This is a genomic window from Streptomyces sp. NPDC029674 (assembly GCF_044903205.1).
Classification (GTDB): Bacteria; Actinomycetota; Actinomycetes; order Streptomycetales; family Streptomycetaceae; genus Streptomyces.
In genome coordinates, this window is the sequence record NZ_JBJDPY010000003.1 from 186,315 (window position 1) to 202,144 (window position 15,830).

Sequence of the window (15,830 nt, forward strand, 5' to 3'; positions counted from 1 at the left end):
CGTCAGGGGCGGCGCAAGCCGTACGCGTGGTTCGTGTCGCGGTCCGGGAGGCGGGTGTAGCCGGCTCGGGTGGCGACGCGTTGGGAGGGGGTGTTGTCGGGGGTGGTCACGGCGAGGAGGGACGTCACCTCGGGGTGGGTGAGGGCCCACTCGGAGAGGGCGCGGAGGGCGAGGGTCGCGTAGCCGTGGCCGCGCGCCGTCTCCACCAGGTCGTAGCCGACCTCGACGCAGCCGTCGTCGTCCGGCGGGCCGTGGAAGCCCATGCCGCCGACGGCCAGCTCGTCGGCGGTGCGGACCAGCGCGTACAGGCCCCATTCGGAGCGGTGCACCCCGGAGGCGTACGCCTTCTTCATCATCTCGGCGGCCTTCCGCGTCCCGGTGAAGGGGCCGCCGTCCAGCCAGGTCAGTCCGCCCGTGCCGCCCGCGGCGAGATCCGCGCACGCCGCCGGCGGCAGCTCGCGCAGGGCGAGGGGGCCCGCGGGCAGGGACGCGGCGTTGCGCCAGCGCCAGTGCGTGAGGGGCGCGCGGCCCGGCAGGGTGCCGCGGCCGGTGGCCCACAGGAGCGTCGTCCAGGGGGTGGTGCCGGCGAGGGTCGGCGGCACGTGCGGGAAGAGGTGGGCGAGTACCGCCTCGCAGAGCTCCGCGGGCGGTTCCGCGTCCACGCCGAGCGCCCGCGCGATGTCGTACGTGTGGAGCAGGACCTCCGTGACGCCCATCGCCGCGAAGCCCGCCGCGTCCGCGCTGCCGACGGGGTACGGGTGGTAGCCGCGCACTCCGGGCGGCGTCGTGCGGACCACGGCCGCGAGGATGCGGCCGCTCGCCTCGATGGCGTGGATCGCGCCCTCGGGTTCCGTGCCGTCGTCGAGCACGGTCTCGAAGGGGACGTAGCCGTCGGTGGCCCGGCCCGTCAGCTGGCCCGCGTACGCCACGAAGTCGCCCGTGATGTGCTCCGCCGTCTTCAGGCAGCTCCAGTCGAGCCCGCCCGCCTTGACGCTCCAGTCGCGGTCCGCGGCCGCGCGCAGCACCTTCGCCGCGTGCGCCACGGCCTCGTCGATCCGGTCCCCACCCATGAGAAGCATGCCGAGAGAGTACGGGAGCGGGGCCGCGCGGGCGCTTGTTTTTCGGGGCGGCCCAAGTACGGACAGGAACCGGCTCAGGCGTCGAGCAGCGCCAGCTCCGTCGCCAGGTTCTCCCGGGCGGGTGCCTCCCAGTTGGCCGCCCCGTACGGCGTCCTGAACAGGCGGGGCAGCGCCATGAGGTGGCGCAGGACCTCGGCGCGGCCCGCGCGGAACGCCTCGTCCGGCACGAAGCCGTACTCCTCGCGGACGGCGGCCGCGTAGGCGGCGTACGCGTCCGGGGAGGCCGCGAGGATCGCCAGGTCGGCGTCGCACAGCGTCTCGCCGTTGTGGTCGCCGTCGGCGGGGTCGTGCGTGACGGTGAGGCGGACCAGGCGGGCCACCTCGGCGGTCTGGGCGGAGGTGAGGCCCGCCTCGGTGAGGGCGCGCTCGGCCAGGCGGGCGGAGCGTTCCTCGTTCTCGGAGCGGTCCGGCGCGTACACCGCGTCGTGGAACCACGCGGCGAGGCGGACGAGTTCGGGGTCCTCGGCGTGCTCGGCGAGGACGTCGATGTGGTCGAGGACCGCCGTCAGGTGCGCGGTGGTGTGGTACCGGCGCTGCGGCTCGGACCAGCGGGCGAGGAGCCGGTCCGCGTAGGGCGCGGGGTCGGGGGCGTCGGGGATTTTGGAGGTTCCGCGGGTGTCCCGGCTCGCGCTGAGCAGGGTGGCGGCCCAGCGTGCGCGGAGGCGGTCCTTGTCGTCCGACATGTCGTCTGCCATGGGCCGATCGTAATCGCGACCTCCGGCCCGGCCGTTGCCATGCGCGGCCGCACGCGGTTGGCTGCGGGCATGACCACGATCACTGACGAGACCTACGAACCCGACCGCGCCGGACGCCTCCTCCGCAACGAACGCGACGCCCTGATACCGCTGTTGAGGGCCGCGCCCGACGAGGCGTACGAGATCCGCACCTGCTGTCCGGGCTGGACCGTGCGGCATGTGCTCGCGCACTGCGGCTCCGCGCTGATGCGGGTGGTGGAGAGCCGTTTCGAGGAGGGCGTGTTCTCGCCCGAGAGCAATGAGCGCGACATCGCCGAGCGCGCCGACTGGTCAAACTCGCGTGTCGTGGACGAGCTGGAGCGCGGCATGACGGAGGTGGGGCCCGTCCTCGCCGCCGCCAAGGGGTTCCTGGACGGTGTGGCGCTGGGGGAGTGGGTGCACGCCGGTGACGTACGGGAGGCGTGGGGGAAGCCGGGTGCGTACGGCGGTGCGGGGCTGGCCGACGCGCTGCCGCTCCTCGAGTGGTTCAGCAGGTCGACGCATGCCGCCTCCGCGCCGCCGCCGCTGCACGCGGACGTCGACGGCTGGGACGAGCCGCTGTCCCTGGGCGCCGGCGACGGGACACGGCCGCCCGCCCGCTACATCGGGGACGCGCCGACGCTGGTCCGGCTCTGCACGGGACGGCCGCTGGCCGGTACGCGGTACGAGCTGGCGGGCGTCACCGAAAAGGAGTTGAACCTCTTCGGCTGACGTGGATCATGAGGGGATGACCTCCGACTCCGGCACGCCTCTCGTACCCGCCGATCCGAACGTGCTGCACCCGATGCCGGGCCAGGAGCGGGTGGTCCTCCTCAAGCCGCTCGTGAAGTCGCCGCTGATCGAGGTCGGGGACTTCACGTACTACGACGACCCCGACGACCCGACCGCCTTCGAGACGCGGAACGTGCTCTATCACTACGGGCCCGAGCGGCTGGTCATCGGGAAGTACTGCGCGCTGGGCGAGGGCGTGCGGTTCATCATGAACGGCGCCAACCACCGGATGGACGGGGCCTCGACGTTCCCCTTCCCGATCATGGGCGGGTCCTGGAGCGAGCACTTCGACCTGATCTCCGGGCTGCCGGGGCGCGGCGACACGGTCGTCGGCAACGACGTCTGGTTCGGATACCGGTCGACGGTCATGCCGGGCGTCCGCATCGGGCACGGCGCGATCATCGCCTCGGGTGCCGTGGTCGTCGACGACGTGCCGGACTACGGCATCGTCGGCGGCAACCCGGCGAAGCTCATCCGCCGCCGGTTCGGCGACGAGGACATCGCCCGGCTGCTCGAACTCGCCTGGTGGGACTGGCCTCTCGACCATCTGACCGAGCACGTCCGGGCCGTCATGTCGGGCTCGGTGGAGGAGCTGGCGGCGGTGGCGCCGCCCGCCGCCTGAGACGCGCCCGACCCCGAAGCGGTCAGTGCCCGTGGCCGCCGCCCTTCTCGGGCTCGGCGTGCGCGCCGCCGCCCGCGTGCACGGTGAACTCCGCCGTGCGGACCTTCCCCTCGTGCTTGAAGTCGAGGAACAGGCGGTACGCGCCCTTGCTCGGTGCTGCCGTGCCGAACGAGATGCCGGGGCCCGCCTCGGTCTTCCCGTCGCCGGGCGCGCCGTTCGGGTGGACGTGAAGGTAGGCGAGGTCGCCCGCGCGCAGCGCCACGAGGTGGCCGTACGCACCCAGGTAGGGCTGGAGGTCGGTCACCGGCCTGCCGTTCTTGGCGACGCTCAGCGTGAGGTCGCCGCCCGCGCCCGTCTTGAGCTCGCCCTTCAGCGTGACGTCGTAGCCGTCGACCTTCGCGGTGGTGCTGTGCGCGGGCAGCTCCTTCGGGTCGTACGAGCCCGCCACTCCGAGGTCCGCGCCCAGCGTCAGCCCCTCCTTCGCGCCCTCGGGCCGGAAGTCGGCGAAGACGCGGTAACCGCCCGCCTCGGGGAGCCGGACCGGCGTCGACCAGGTGCCGTCGGCCGCGCGGACCGGGTGCAGATGGCGGTAGGCCGTCAGGTCGCGTGAGGCGACGATGAGGTGCAGCTCCTTGTCGTGCTCCTTCCGGTACGCGGTGACGTTCTTACCTGTGGCGTCCTCGACGATCGTGAAGGTCAGCTTCTGCCGCTTGTCCGCCTCGATGCGGGTGGTCTTCAGGTCCAGCGTGTAGCCGCGGTCGGAGATCTGGAGGCCGCCCGGGGCGCTCTCGGCGTGCCCGTCCTGCCCCTCCTGCTCGCCCGTGCCCTTCTTCTCCTTTCCGCCGCCCTCGTGTTCTCCGTGCCGAGCCGCGGGTGCCTTGTCCGTGACGGGGTCGACGCCCGTGCCGACGCCGTACGCGGCGCCGAAGGTCGCGGTGACGGCGGCGGCGAATGCGGTGATCTTCAGTCCGGTGTTCATGACGGCTCCGTGGGTCGGTGGGTCCCTGCGTGGTCTCATTCCGCTGAACTCGAAGATACCCCCCGGGGGTACGAAGTCAAGTGGAGTTCTCTTGGGGGAGGACCCTTGCGTTACGTACCCCCCGGGGGTATACATGGATCCCGACAGCGATACCCGCCCCGGGTATCGGGAACCCGACTCGTACAGGAGCCCGATCCATGGCCACCACCACACCCGGTGCCGCCGAGACGGCGTCGCCCGCCGCAGAGGTCGAACTCGCCATCGGTGGCATGACCTGCGCCTCCTGCGCGGCCCGCATCGAGAAGAAGCTCAACCGCATGGACGGCGTCGAGGCGACCGTCAACTACGCCACCGAGAAGGCCAAGGTCAGCTACCGCGGCGCGGACATCTCCGTACAGGACCTGATCTCGACGGTCGAGGCCACCGGCTACACCGCGCAGGAGCCCACTCCCGTACGTGAGGAGACCGCGCTCGACGGCGACGAGAGGCAGGCCGAGGAGGCGCGGCGGGCCGACGACGAGCTGCGGCCCCTGCGCCAGCGCCTGACCACCGCGGCACTGCTCTCCGTGCCCGTCATCGCGATGGCGATGGTCCCCGCGCTGCAGTTCGAGTACTGGCAGTGGCTGTCGCTCACGCTCGCGGCGCCCGTCGTCACGTACGCGGCCTGGCCCTTCCACAAGGCGGCGTGGACGAACGCCCGGCACGGCGCGGCGACGATGGACACGCTGATCTCGGTCGGTACGTCGGCGGCGTTCCTCTGGTCCCTGTGGGCGCTGTTCTTCGGGACGGCCGGCACGCCCGGCATGACCCACCCCTTCGAGCTGACCATCGCCCGCAGCGACGGCGCGGGGAACATCTATCTGGAGGCCGCGGCGGGCGTCACCGCGTTCATCCTCGCCGGGCGCTACTTCGAGGCCCGCTCCAAGAGGAAGGCGGGCGCCGCCCTGAAGGCGCTGCTCCAGCTCGGCGCCAAGGACGTCACCGTGCTGCGCGAGGGCGGGCGTGAGGAGACCGTCCCGGTGGGCCGGCTGAAGGCCGGTGACCGCTTCCTGGTGCGGCCCGGCGAGAAGATCGCCACGGACGGCAAGGTCGTCGAGGGTTCCTCGGCCGTGGACGCCTCCATGCTCACCGGCGAGTCCGTGCCCGTCGAGGTCGCCGTCGGCGATGCCGTCACCGGCGCCACCCTGAACGTCGGCGGACGCCTCGTCGTCGAGGCCACCCGCGTCGGCGCCGACACCCAGCTCGCCCGGATGGCCAGGCTCGTCGAGGACGCGCAGAACGGCAAGGCCGCGGCCCAGCGCCTCGCCGACAAGATCTCCGCGGTGTTCGTGCCGGTCGTCATCGGCCTGGCGCTCGCCACCCTCGGCTTCTGGCTCGGCAACGGCGCCGGTCTGACCGCCGCCTTCACCGCCGCGGTCGCCGTACTGATCATCGCCTGCCCGTGCGCCCTGGGCCTCGCCACGCCGACCGCCCTCATGGTCGGCACCGGGCGCGGCGCCCAGCTCGGCATCCTGATCAAGGGCCCGGAGGTCCTGGAGTCCACCCGCAAGGCCGACACCATCGTCCTGGACAAGACCGGCACCGTCACCACCGGCAAGATGACTCTCCTCGCCACCCACACCGCGGACGGCACCACGGAGGCCGAGGTCCTGCGCCTGGCCGGCGCGCTGGAGCACTCCTCCGAGCATCCCATCGCCCGGGCCGTCGCCGCCGGTGCCACGGCCTCGGTGGGCGAGCTGCCCACTCCGGAGGACTTCGCCAACGTCGCGGGGCGCGGCGTGCAGGGCATCGTCGAGGGACACGCGGTCCTGGTCGGCCGCGAGCAGCTGCTCGCCGAGTGGGAGATCCACCTCCCCGTCGAGCTGGCGCGCGCCAAGGCCGAGGCCGAGGCGGCGGGCCGTACCGCCATCGCGGTCGCCTGGGACGGTGAGGCGCGGGCGGTCCTGGAGGTCGCCGACGCGGTGAAGGACACCAGCGCCGAGGCGATCGAGCGGCTGCGCGCGCTCGGCCTCACCCCGATCCTGCTGACCGGCGACAACAAGGCGGTCGCGGAGTCGGTCGCCGCCGAGGTGGGCATCGCCCCCGAACACGTGATCGCTGAGGTCATGCCGCAGGACAAGGTCGACGTGGTGAAGCGGCTGCAGGCCGAGGGCAAGTCGGTCGCCATGGTCGGCGACGGCGTGAACGACGCGGCGGCGCTGGCCCAGGCCGACCTCGGCCTGGCGATGGGCACGGGCACGGACGCCGCGATCGAGGCGGGCGATCTGACCCTCGTACGAGGTGACCTGCGGGTGGCGGCCGACGCGATCAGGCTCTCGCGCCGCACCCTCGGCACGATCAGGTCGAACCTGTTCTGGGCCTTCGCCTACAACGTCGGCGCGCTGCCGCTGGCCGCCGCGGGGCTCCTGAACCCGATGATCGCGGGTGCGGCGATGGCGTTCTCCTCGGTGTTCGTGGTGGGCAACAGTCTGCGGCTGCGGGGGTTCAAGCCGCTGGCCTGAATTACCTGAAGTCCGGCCCACACCCCGGTGCGAGCGACTCGGCTCGCGCCGGGGTGTTCTGCGCGTAGGGTGGTAATTGGACTAGACCTGTGCGAGGTTTTCCGGCGGTAACCGGCAGACCGGCGGTAACCGGCGAGCCGGCGGCGACCGGCAGTCCGGCCGCACCGACCAGAAGGAAGAGAAATCCATGAGCAAGCGTGCAGTCCTGGAGGTGATCGCCCTCGACGCCGGGGACGCCGTCGCCGCCCAGGCCGGCGGAGCGGACCGCCTGGAGCTGGTGACCGACATGGCCGCGGACGGCCTCACCCCGTCCCGCGCGACCTTCGCCGCGATCCGCTCCGCCGTCGACATCCCGCTGCGCGTCATGCTCAGGCTCGCCGACGGGTTCGCCGCGGGCGACGTCGACGAACTGCTGCGCCGCACCCACGAGCTCAGGGGCGAGGGCGCCGACGAGTTCGTGCTCGGCTTCCTCGACGAGGCGGGCGGGCCCGACCTGCCCGCCGTCGAAGCGCTGGTCGGCGCACTCGACGGGTGCCGCTGGACCTTCCACCGCGCCATCGACCGCGCCGCCGACCGGGCGGCCCTCCGCAAGCAGCTCGGGGACCTGCCGGGCCTCGACACCTACCTCACCGCGGGCGCCGCGACCGGCGTCGACGACGGCCTGCCGACCCTGCTCGCCGAGGCGGCCCGGCGCGGCGAACCCGGTTACGAGCCGCAGCTGCTCATCGGCGGCGGCCTCCGCCTCGACCACCTGCCGCGGCTGACGGCGGCCGGCGTCGACGCCTTCCACATCGGCGGGGCCGCCCGCCCCGACGGCTGGTCGGCGCCGGTGTCCGCGGCGGCGGTCGCGGAATGGCGGACGGCGCTGGACGGCGGCTGACGGCGGCTGACGGCGGTCTCACGGTCGGCCGGCTGACTGCTCGCCCCGTCGCCGGCCGGCCGCCGGTTGATCGTTTCTCCGCGGGACGCGATAGAACTGGACCGACACGGAGGGGACCTCATGCCGACACCAGCAGAACAGACGCGTCCCGCGGAGCGCATACTCACGGCCGGGACGCTGCCCGTCGCCGCGATGCTGCTCACGGGGACGGTCGCGCTCTACATCGCGCTCGTCGCGTTCGGGAACATCACCGACTTCGAGACCAACCAGCAGTTCGTACGCCATGTCCTCTCGATGGACACCACCTTCAAGGACAACGGCCTCAAGTGGCGGGCCGTGGAGTCCACCGGGCTCCAGGACGCGGCGTACGTCGGAATCATCGCCTGGGAGACCCTGGCGGCGCTGGTCCTCGGCACGTCGACGGTCCTGTGGGCCCGCGCCCTGCGCCGCCCGCACGGCCTGCGCCGGGCCCAACGGGTGGGCAGCATCGGCCTGTTGATGATCCTCGCCCTCTTCGGCATCGGTTTCATCGGCATCGGCGGCGAATGGTTCGCCATGTGGCAGTCGGACGCCTGGAACGGCCTGGACGCGGCGACGCGCGTCGTGACGCTGGCGGGCATCGTGCTCATCGTCACGCACCTGCCGTCAGCTACCGCACCGGCCGACACACCGACCGACACACCGGCCGACCCCAAGAACCCCAAGGACCCCAAGGACCCCAAGGACCCCAAGAACAGGCTCTAAGCGAGCTGCTCGGGCAGGTCGGCCGCGTGGACGACGGTCAGACCGGAGACGGCGCGGGTCAGTGCCACGTAGAGGCGGCGCAGGCCAGTGCGTTCGTCCGGCTCGCCGGTGACGACGGCGGAGGGCTCGTCCAGTACCACGTAGTCGTACTCGAGACCCTTCGCGAGGGACGCGGGCACGAGTGTGAGGCGGGTGTCGGGTGTCGTCTCCTCGCCGGGGGAGAGGTACGTGAGGCCGGCCGCCGTCAGCGCGGCGGCGAGTGATGGGATGCGGGCGTCCGCGGCGATGAGGCCGATGGAGCCCTCCTGCCGCAGCGACTCCGCGCACGCCTCCAGGCACGCCGAGTCGAGGTCTCCCACGTCCGCCACCCGGCGTACCGCGAGCGAACCCGGCGACTCACGCACCGATTCGACCGCCGTGAGCCCCGGCGCGATGTCCGGCAGCAGCCGCGACGCGTACGCGATGACCTCGCGCGGCACGCGGAAACCGGCCGTCAGCTCCTCCACGACCGCACGGTCCTTGCCGAGGTGCCGCAGCGCCTCGTCCCAACTCCGCGTCGCCCACGGTGTGGTGCCCTGCGCGAGGTCGCCGAGGACGGTCGCCGAACCCGTGGTGCAGCGCCGGCCCACCGCGCGGTACTGCATCGGGGACAGGTCCTGCGCCTCGTCGAGCACGACGTGGCCGAGGGAGTGGGTGCGCGAGACGAGGTCGGTGACCTCGTCGATCAACACGGCGTCGGCGGCGGACCACTTGGCGGACTTGACGCTCCGCGCGGGCTTGGCCCACAGCACGGCCTTCTGCTCGTCCTCGCTCAGGATCCCCTCGGCATGCGCGGCGAGGAATTCCGCGTCGGACAGCAGCCGCAGCACGAGCTTGGCGGGCTCGACGGGCGGCCACACCGCCTTCACCGCCGCCTTCACCGCGGGATTGCGGGCCACCGCGTCCTGCACCCGGTCGTCCGGCGCCTCGCCCGCCTGCTCCATGCGGACGAGCACGGCGTGCGCGATGCGCTGCGGGAGGGCGTCGCGGGCGGCACCGTACCGGATGTCGCGCGCCAGCAACTCACTGACGATCTCCTCCACTTCATACGCGGGGACTCGCCACCTGCGCGACCCGCGCACGACCACGACCGGCTCGATGGGCATCGTCACGTGCGACCGGACGGCGTTGCGCAGCACCTCCGCCATGCGGGCGTCGCCCTTGACGAGGGCAGCGGCCGGCTCGTCCGTGCCGCGCACCTCCACGTGGGCGACGAGGTCGTCGACGGTGGCCTGCTTGACCTCCAACTCACCGAGGGCGGGGAGGACTTGCTCGATGTAGTGCAGGAAGGAGGCGTTCGGCCCGATGACGAGGGTGCCGGTGCGGGCGAGCCGCTCCCGGTGGGCGTACAGCAGGTAGGCGACCCGGTGCAGCCCGACGGCGGTCTTACCCGTCCCCGGCCCGCCCTGCACGCACACGCTGCCGCTGAGCCCACTCCGGACGATCTCGTCCTGCTCCGGCTGGATGGTGGCGACGATGTCCCGCATCGGCCCGACGCGCGGCCGCTCGATCTCCCGCTGGAGCAGTCGGCTGGTCCGCTCGGCCTCCCCCGGGTCGCTGAGGTGCTCGTCCTCGTACGCGGTGAGGTCACCGGCCGTATAACCGAAACGGCGGCGCAGCGCGATGTCCATCGGGTCCTTCTTCGAGGCCCGGTAGAACGGCTGGGAGACCGGCGCGCGCCAGTCGATGACCATGGGGTCCCCATCGGCGTCGTGCACGTGCCGCCGCCCGATGTAGAACTGCTCCCCCTCCGCACCCTCGGCCTGCTCGGCACCGGGCGCGTGCAGGTAATCGAGCCGCCCGAAGAAGAGCGGAGTGTGCGCCAGATCGGCGAGCGACTTGATCCGTTCGTCGAGCTGCCGCTCCAGGACGGCGGCGTTCACCCAGTTCGCGGTGACGTCACGGATATCGAGCGCCTCGGCATCCTCGCGCATGGCCCGCAGCGCGGCACGGGACGCGGCGAGATGGCCGCGTTCCCGGGCGAGGGGGTCTGCGGTGTTCTCGCACTCTGCGGGGTCTACGGGGCCCGCGGGGCCTTCGGAACCTTCGGGATCGAGGGGGACAGGGTCGACGTGCGCATGCACGGGGTGCCTCCGGCGGTTCAGCGGTGTCGTGGTGCTGCTACATGGGCTGCCGCCCGGTTTCCGTCCGGACGACGGCACTCCGCACGGGGAGGCCGGGGAAGGGGGCATCTTAGGCGGGGGTCGGGGGACGGTGCCAATGGGTTTTCCGGTGGGTGGGTTTCCGGTCAGGGGGGGGGCGGGGCGGCGTGCTCAGCCCGGTGGGCGCCCTTCCCGGGGCGCCGGGCTCTGCGCCCTTAGCCGCCGTCGGCGCGCGGCCGAAGGGCGGGAGAAGAACGGCCGACGGGCGGCGCTCCAGGGGCGCGGGGAACTGCGCGATCAGCCCCCACGGACCCGCAGGCGAGGAGCGGCCGGCCAGCCCGTTCAGGGGCGCGGGGAACTGCGCGACCAGCCCCCAAGGACCCGCACCCGAAAAAGCGTCCCGTCGCACGGGGCTCGGAGCCGCGGGGCCATCCGTCGGGCGCGGGCGCGTCGTGGCCGGTCCCACAGTTCCCCGCACCCCTGCCCGCGCCCCGCGTCAGTCGTCCGCCAACTCCGCCACACCCGTAATGCGATGCAAGGGATACGTACGGACCTCATCCGCAGTGTGGTCGTACGCCGTGACGAAGCCACCCTCCACCCGCACGGGCGCGAGCACACGCTGGCTCGCCGCACCCTCGGCGTTCACGTAACCGACCCAGACCGCCTCCCCGGTCAGCACCGCGGCCTGCATGGTCGCGAGGGTCTCCGCGGCCGTGGTGCGGGGCAGGCGACCGTCCGACGCCGCCACCGCAGGGCTCTTGCGGGGCGCCGTGGACGCCAGATCCCCCGCACGGATGGCCCGTACCGCCGCGTCGATGAGCGTGGCCCCGGGCACCGGCGGCCCGTCCGGCACCGGCTCCGGCGCCGAACGGGGCGGCGTGCGATGAGCATGGGCGCGGGTGATCAGGACGTCGCCCTCCGCGCTCTCCGCGGCGGGCGCGAACCCCATGGAACGCAGCCCGTCCAGGAGCGTCCCGGGGTCGGCCTGCGCGGCGAGCACGGTGGGCGCGAGCCGGCGCAGCCGCAGGCTCTGGGCGCGCTTGTCGGCCATGATCTCGTCGAGCATCGCCTCGTCGTCGCACCGTACGTACGCGGAGGCGGCGCCGATCCGCAGGTGGCCGTGACGGCGCGCCACGTCGTCGATCAGATACGCCAGGGGCTGCGGAACCGGCGTACGGGAGTGGGCGGCGAGGAAGGCGTGCAGGTCGGACGCGGACTGCCCGGCGTCGAGCGCGCGCCGTACGGAGCCGGGCGAGAAGCGGTAGACGGTGGCGCCGCCCTTCGACTCGACGTCGGCGAGCACGGCGAGGGCGTCACCGAGCGGCCGCTCCAGCGGGCCGGGGGCCACGGCGGTGAGATCGGCCTGGAGGAGGACGTGGTCGAGGGGCTGGGGAAGGAGCGGGGCGAGGCGCTCGGCGGCGAGGGCGCGTCGTTCGGCGGCACCCGCGACACCCGCGGCACCCGCGACACCCGCGGCACCCGCGGAACTCACGGCACCCGCGGAGCCCGAGGAACTGGCGGAACCAGAACGGCTCGCGGAACCCAAGGAGCTCGCGGAACCCGAGTCGCTCGCGGAGCCCGAGCCGCTCGGGGCACCGGCACCCAGAGACTCCAACCCCAGCCCCGGCCCCCGTCCCCCCACCAACGCCCGCCCATGCCCCGACAACGCCCCCCGCCCCGTAACACCCAGCAACTCCGCCTCGTTCAGCGTCCACTGGGCGATACGGGACCGCAGGTCGAGCGAGGCGGGAGACGGGTGCTCCCAGCGCAGGCGGGCCTGGAGGGACTCCGCGTCGGGCGCCGCGCCCTCGGGGAGCGCGGCGAGGAGCGCGAGGACCCGGTGGCGGACCTCGGGGGCCGCCGAACGGTCCAGGTGGGGGCCGAGCGCGGAGAGCGTACGGTCCTTGCCGTCGCGGCCGCCGACCAGCCCCGCCGTACGGGTGGCCGCCAGCCACGCCGTGGCGAGGGCCGCCCACCGCTCGGGCGCGGGCAGCTCCTGCCACTCGTCGTACGCGGGGGTCGCGGCGTACCGCTCGTCGGCCTCACCGTCGGACGCCAGCAGCCCGGCCGCGTAGGCGAGTTCGACCCAGAACGCGGCCAGCGGCTCGCTCGTGTCGAGCGCCACCGCCGTCCGTTTCAGATCGCGCACGCTGAGGCCGCCCGCGCGCAGCACGGCGGGGCCGCCCTCGTCCCAGTCCTTCAGCAGCTCCTCGACGGTGGCGAGCGCGGTGTACGCCTGTCCGGCGGCGGTCGCGTCCACAACCTGTGGACGGTGCTCGCGCGCCACCTCCACGGGCGGCGGCGTCGGCTCCACCGTGCGGTGGGCGCGGCCCGCGCGCAGGTGCAGGGCGGCCTCGCGGGGGAGTACGACCGTGCCGGGCGCGGTCGGCAGGAGCAGCCCCCGGTCGAGGAGCCAGCGCAGGTGCCGGGCCGGATCGGCGGTGACCTGCCCGTACGGCGGCCCCCACACCAGGCGGGACAGCACCTCCACGGACTCGGCGGGCGCCTCGTCGAGCAGCGCCGACATGCGCGTACGGTCCGTGAACAGTGCGGTGAGCGACTGTACGGCGGACACCGGGTCGTGCGTCGTCGGCAGCCCCGCCGTGGCGACGATGTCCTGGATACGGGTCGGTGACATCCCGGCCGTGGCCTCGGCGACGGTGGGGCCGAGGCCCGTGGGGGACGGATGCTGCGGCGACGGGGCGAGGAGCTCCCGCGCGGTCCGCACCAGCCGCAGCCGGTCGTCGGGCCCCCACACGAGGGCCTGCGCGTGGAGCGTGCCGAGCGCGCGGCCGAGCGCCCCCTCGACGGCGGGATCCCCTTCGTCGCCCGCGAGCAGGGCGCTCACCTCGTCGTACGAAGCGGGGTCCGGGGCCACGGCGAGCGCCTCGGCCACCTGCTGCGCGAACCGGTCGAGCCGCTCCAGGGCCCGCACCACGGAGGCCCGGGTACCCGCGCGCGTGGCGAGCTGGGTGAGGTCGGTGGGCACCGGGTTCAGCAGGTCGGGCCGGGCCCGCAGCAGGTCGGCGAGCGCGCCGTCCTCCCGCGACCGGAGCGCTTCGGCGAGGGAACGGGGCGTGTCCGCGACGCGCGGCGATGCGGGCGCGCTCACGCCGGCGCTGTCCGTGGGCTGCGACTCGTCGGTGCTCATCCGGTTCACGGTAGCGGGTCCACCACCCGGACATCCGCCCTCACGCCCGCCCCGCCCGCCCTGCCCCGTCCGAACGGCCCGGCCCGTCCGCCCTCTCCCGTCAGTCCTGCGGCCCGTCCGAACCGTCCGCCCTCTCCCGTCCGTCCCGAGGGCTATCCGGCCCGTCCGACCTCTCCCGTCCATCCCGCGGCCCGTCCGAACCGCCCGACCCCTCCCGTCAATCCCGCGGCCCATCCGGCCCATCCGGCCCATCCGGTCCGTCCGCCCCCTCCCGTCCGTCCCGAGGTCCGAAGACCGCGAGGGCCTCCGCGTCCGTGGCGCGGGCCCGCAGGTAGTAGTCGGCCCACTCGGCGGCGCCGGGGTATCCGGAGTCCCGCGCCACGCGGTCGACGGCGGAGTCGATGTCGTACTCCGTGGTCCGCAGCTCGACGCCGGGGCCCAGGAGCGCCCAGTGGGCCCCCGGCCTGCCGTAGGGCATGCCGACGCTGCCGGGGTTGATCACCAGGCGGCCGTGCGCGAGGCGGACGAACGGCATGTGGGTGTGGCCGCAGACCACCGTCCGCACGTCCGCTTCGAGCCCGCCGAACACGTCCCGCCACCGTTCGAGCCGGGAGCCGACCAGGACGACTTCCTCGTCGTCACGCGGCGTGGCGTGACAGAACAGAACCTCCCCGAGCCCGCCCACGGCCAGCCGCACGGTCCGCGGCAGCCGCTCCAACAGCCCGAGGTGCTCCGGACCCAACGCTTCCGCGGCCCAGGCGGAGACGGCATCCTCACAGCGCCGCCCCCGCCGGTGCTCGACCAGCTCGCGGTCGGCGTTGCCCCCGACCCAGACGACGCGATCCCCCATCCCGGCCAGCAACTCGACCACCTCGACGGGCTGCGGCCCCGCCGCGATGTCCCCCGTCAACACGATCCGCTCCGCCGCCCGCACATCCGGCTCCGCAAGAACCGCCTCCAGAGCGGGCAACACACCATGAACATCGGACAACACAGCCACTCGACTCAACATGCCCACCACGCTGCCCCGCCACAGCCCCGGAGGCCTCCCCTTCCGCTCACCGCGAAGCCGTGAGAGCCATGAAAGCCACGCTTTCCGAGGGAACGTCCCTGCCGCTCTCGAAAGAGTGAACGCACCCGGAACGACAGGACACCGCGGCCCACCCCCGCGAAGGTCCTCTCATGGTCACATCAGCCCACGAGGCGTCTCACCGGATCTTCCAGGACCGGCCCGAGATCCTCGTCCCGGTCTTCGGCGCCCTCAACCTGCCTTTCCCGGAGAAGGCAGCCGTGGACGTCCTCACCCCCGACGCGACGGAACTCCTGCCGCTGGAACGGCGGGTGGACAGCGTGCTGCGTGTCCAGCCCTCCGACGGCGACGACTTCCTCCTCGCCATCGAGGCCCAGGGACGCCACGACACGGACAAGGAGACGAGCTGGCCGTACTACGTGGCCTACCTCCGGGCGAAGTTCCGTCTGCCGGTCCTGCTGCTCGTGGTGTGCAAGAGCCGCGCCACCGCGAAGTGGGCCGCGGGCCCCTTCAGTTGCGGAGCGCGCGGCTGGACCGCCCAGAGCACCCACCCCCTGGTCGTCGGCCCGGACAACGTACCGATGATCACCGAACCGAGAGCCGTGCGGGAGAACCTGGCCATGGCCACCTTCGCGGCCCTGACGCATAGCAGCAGCTCGGACGCCACGGCCATACTGGAGGCGCTGGCCCATGCCGTGCAGGCGTCCGACAAGAAGTCCGCCACCTACTACAACGACCTTCTGGACGTCGGCCTGGGGAACACCCGTGCCGGAGAGAAATGGAGAGAACTGATGACCTTCGTCACCTACTTCCCCGGACGCGGCACGGTCCGCGAGACGGCCTACCTCGAGGGCAAGGAAGAGGGCAGGGAAGAAGGAAAGCAAGAAGGCGTGGCCAGAGGCGAGGCCAAGGCCATCCTCCGTGTCCTGGAGGTGCGAGGCGTCGACATCCCCGAGGACGCCCGCGAGCGCGTGAGCGCCTGCACCGACTTCGACACGCTCAACCGCTGGCTGGACCGGTCGGTCCACGCCGAGAGCATCGACGAGCTGTTCGCCGGGGACGACACCGAGCCTTCCTCCGCAACAGCTGATTCCTGACCTGTGGGAAAAGCGTCGAGGAAGAAGAGAGAGCAGCGGGC

Annotated in this window: 12 protein-coding genes; 6 read left to right on the forward strand and 6 right to left on the reverse strand. The window is 73.1% G+C overall.

Annotated elements, in window-relative coordinates; translation table 11 throughout:
• Positions 1 to 2: 2 nt before the first annotated feature.
• Positions 3 to 1,079 carry a GNAT family N-acetyltransferase gene (locus tag ACI2L3_RS08300; protein WP_404751512.1) on the reverse strand — a complete coding sequence of 359 codons (1,077 nt, stop codon included), beginning with the start codon at positions 1,077 to 1,079 and terminating at the stop codon, positions 3 to 5.
• Positions 1,080 to 1,153: 74 nt separating this feature from the next.
• Entirely contained in the window at positions 1,154 to 1,834 is a 681-nt protein-coding gene (locus ACI2L3_RS08305) for a hypothetical protein (RefSeq protein ID WP_404751513.1), read from the reverse strand.
• Between the two features lie 69 nt (positions 1,835 to 1,903).
• Here ACI2L3_RS08305 and ACI2L3_RS08310 point away from each other — a divergent pair, with 69 nt between their 5' ends.
• Both ACI2L3_RS08310 and ACI2L3_RS08315 read left to right on the forward strand, forming a co-directional pair.
• Complete coding sequence (locus ACI2L3_RS08310; RefSeq protein WP_404751514.1) at positions 1,904 to 2,584, forward strand: maleylpyruvate isomerase family mycothiol-dependent enzyme; 681 nt, start codon at positions 1,904 to 1,906, stop codon at positions 2,582 to 2,584.
• A 16-nt stretch (positions 2,585 to 2,600) separates the two neighbouring features.
• Positions 2,601 to 3,266, forward strand: coding sequence for a CatB-related O-acetyltransferase (locus ACI2L3_RS08315; RefSeq protein WP_404751515.1), 666 nt, complete (start codon positions 2,601 to 2,603; stop codon positions 3,264 to 3,266).
• A 22-nt stretch (positions 3,267 to 3,288) separates the two neighbouring features.
• On the opposite strand, the gene ACI2L3_RS08320 is transcribed toward ACI2L3_RS08315, so the two are convergent.
• Positions 3,289 to 4,245 carry a hypothetical protein gene (locus ACI2L3_RS08320; protein ID WP_404751516.1) on the reverse strand — a complete coding sequence of 319 codons (957 nt, stop codon included), beginning with the start codon at positions 4,243 to 4,245 and terminating at the stop codon, positions 3,289 to 3,291.
• A 197-nt stretch (positions 4,246 to 4,442) separates the two neighbouring features.
• On the opposite strand from ACI2L3_RS08320, the gene ACI2L3_RS08325 reads away from it, so the two are divergent.
• The 3 genes from ACI2L3_RS08325 to ACI2L3_RS08335 all read left to right on the forward strand — a co-directional run bounded on the left by ACI2L3_RS08325 (position 4,443) and on the right by ACI2L3_RS08335 (position 8,370).
• A complete protein-coding gene (locus tag ACI2L3_RS08325; RefSeq protein ID WP_404751517.1) occupies positions 4,443 to 6,746 on the forward strand; it encodes a heavy metal translocating P-type ATPase in 2,304 nt (767 codons plus the stop codon).
• Positions 6,747 to 6,933: 187 nt separating this feature from the next.
• Positions 6,934 to 7,626, forward strand: coding sequence for a copper homeostasis protein CutC (locus ACI2L3_RS08330; RefSeq protein ID WP_404751518.1), 693 nt, complete (start codon positions 6,934 to 6,936; stop codon positions 7,624 to 7,626).
• Positions 7,627 to 7,746: 120 nt separating this feature from the next.
• On the forward strand, positions 7,747 to 8,370 hold the full coding sequence (locus ACI2L3_RS08335) for a DUF2165 domain-containing protein (RefSeq protein WP_404751519.1): 624 nt from the start codon (positions 7,747 to 7,749) through the stop codon (positions 8,368 to 8,370).
• Here ACI2L3_RS08335 and ACI2L3_RS08340 read toward each other — a convergent pair.
• From ACI2L3_RS08340 to ACI2L3_RS08350, 3 genes are all read right to left on the reverse strand, one after another.
• Positions 8,367 to 10,343: a HelD family protein gene (locus ACI2L3_RS08340; RefSeq protein ID WP_404751520.1), complete on the reverse strand. Its 1,977-nt coding sequence runs from the start codon at positions 10,341 to 10,343 to the stop codon at positions 8,367 to 8,369. The two genes, ACI2L3_RS08335 and ACI2L3_RS08340, sit on opposite strands and share 4 nt — an antisense overlap.
• A 664-nt stretch (positions 10,344 to 11,007) precedes the next feature.
• Complete coding sequence (locus tag ACI2L3_RS08345; protein ID WP_404751521.1) at positions 11,008 to 13,662, reverse strand: helicase C-terminal domain-containing protein; 2,655 nt, start codon at positions 13,660 to 13,662, stop codon at positions 11,008 to 11,010.
• A 217-nt stretch (positions 13,663 to 13,879) separates the two neighbouring features.
• Positions 13,880 to 14,674 carry a metallophosphoesterase family protein gene (locus ACI2L3_RS08350; RefSeq protein WP_404751522.1) on the reverse strand — a complete coding sequence of 265 codons (795 nt, stop codon included), beginning with the start codon at positions 14,672 to 14,674 and terminating at the stop codon, positions 13,880 to 13,882.
• Positions 14,675 to 14,844: 170 nt separating this feature from the next.
• Between ACI2L3_RS08350 and ACI2L3_RS08355 the strand changes: the two genes are divergently transcribed.
• Positions 14,845 to 15,789 (forward strand): hypothetical protein, encoded by a 945-nt coding sequence (locus tag ACI2L3_RS08355; protein WP_404751523.1) that lies wholly within the window; start codon positions 14,845 to 14,847, stop codon positions 15,787 to 15,789.
• Positions 15,790 to 15,830 lie beyond the last annotated feature (41 nt).

Coding starts and splice junctions, on each gene's coding strand:
- ACI2L3_RS08330 (WP_404751518.1), top strand. CDS start 6,934: ATGAGCAAGCGTGCAGTCCTGGAGGTGATCGCCCTCGACGCCGGGGAC.
- ACI2L3_RS08355 (WP_404751523.1), top strand. CDS start 14,845: ATGGTCACATCAGCCCACGAGGCGTCTCACCGGATCTTCCAGGACCGG.
- ACI2L3_RS08325 (WP_404751517.1), top strand. CDS start 4,443: ATGGCCACCACCACACCCGGTGCCGCCGAGACGGCGTCGCCCGCCGCA.
- ACI2L3_RS08315 (WP_404751515.1), top strand. CDS start 2,601: ATGACCTCCGACTCCGGCACGCCTCTCGTACCCGCCGATCCGAACGTG.
- ACI2L3_RS08305 (WP_404751513.1), bottom strand. CDS start 1,834: ATGGCAGACGACATGTCGGACGACAAGGACCGCCTCCGCGCACGCTGG.
- ACI2L3_RS08335 (WP_404751519.1), top strand. CDS start 7,747: ATGCCGACACCAGCAGAACAGACGCGTCCCGCGGAGCGCATACTCACG.
- ACI2L3_RS08350 (WP_404751522.1), bottom strand. CDS start 14,674: ATGTTGAGTCGAGTGGCTGTGTTGTCCGATGTTCATGGTGTGTTGCCC.
- ACI2L3_RS08345 (WP_404751521.1), bottom strand. CDS start 13,662: ATGAGCACCGACGAGTCGCAGCCCACGGACAGCGCCGGCGTGAGCGCG.
- ACI2L3_RS08310 (WP_404751514.1), top strand. CDS start 1,904: ATGACCACGATCACTGACGAGACCTACGAACCCGACCGCGCCGGACGC.
- ACI2L3_RS08340 (WP_404751520.1), bottom strand. CDS start 10,343: ATGCGCGAGGATGCCGAGGCGCTCGATATCCGTGACGTCACCGCGAAC.
- ACI2L3_RS08320 (WP_404751516.1), bottom strand. CDS start 4,245: ATGAACACCGGACTGAAGATCACCGCATTCGCCGCCGCCGTCACCGCG.
- ACI2L3_RS08300 (WP_404751512.1), bottom strand. CDS start 1,079: ATGCTTCTCATGGGTGGGGACCGGATCGACGAGGCCGTGGCGCACGCG.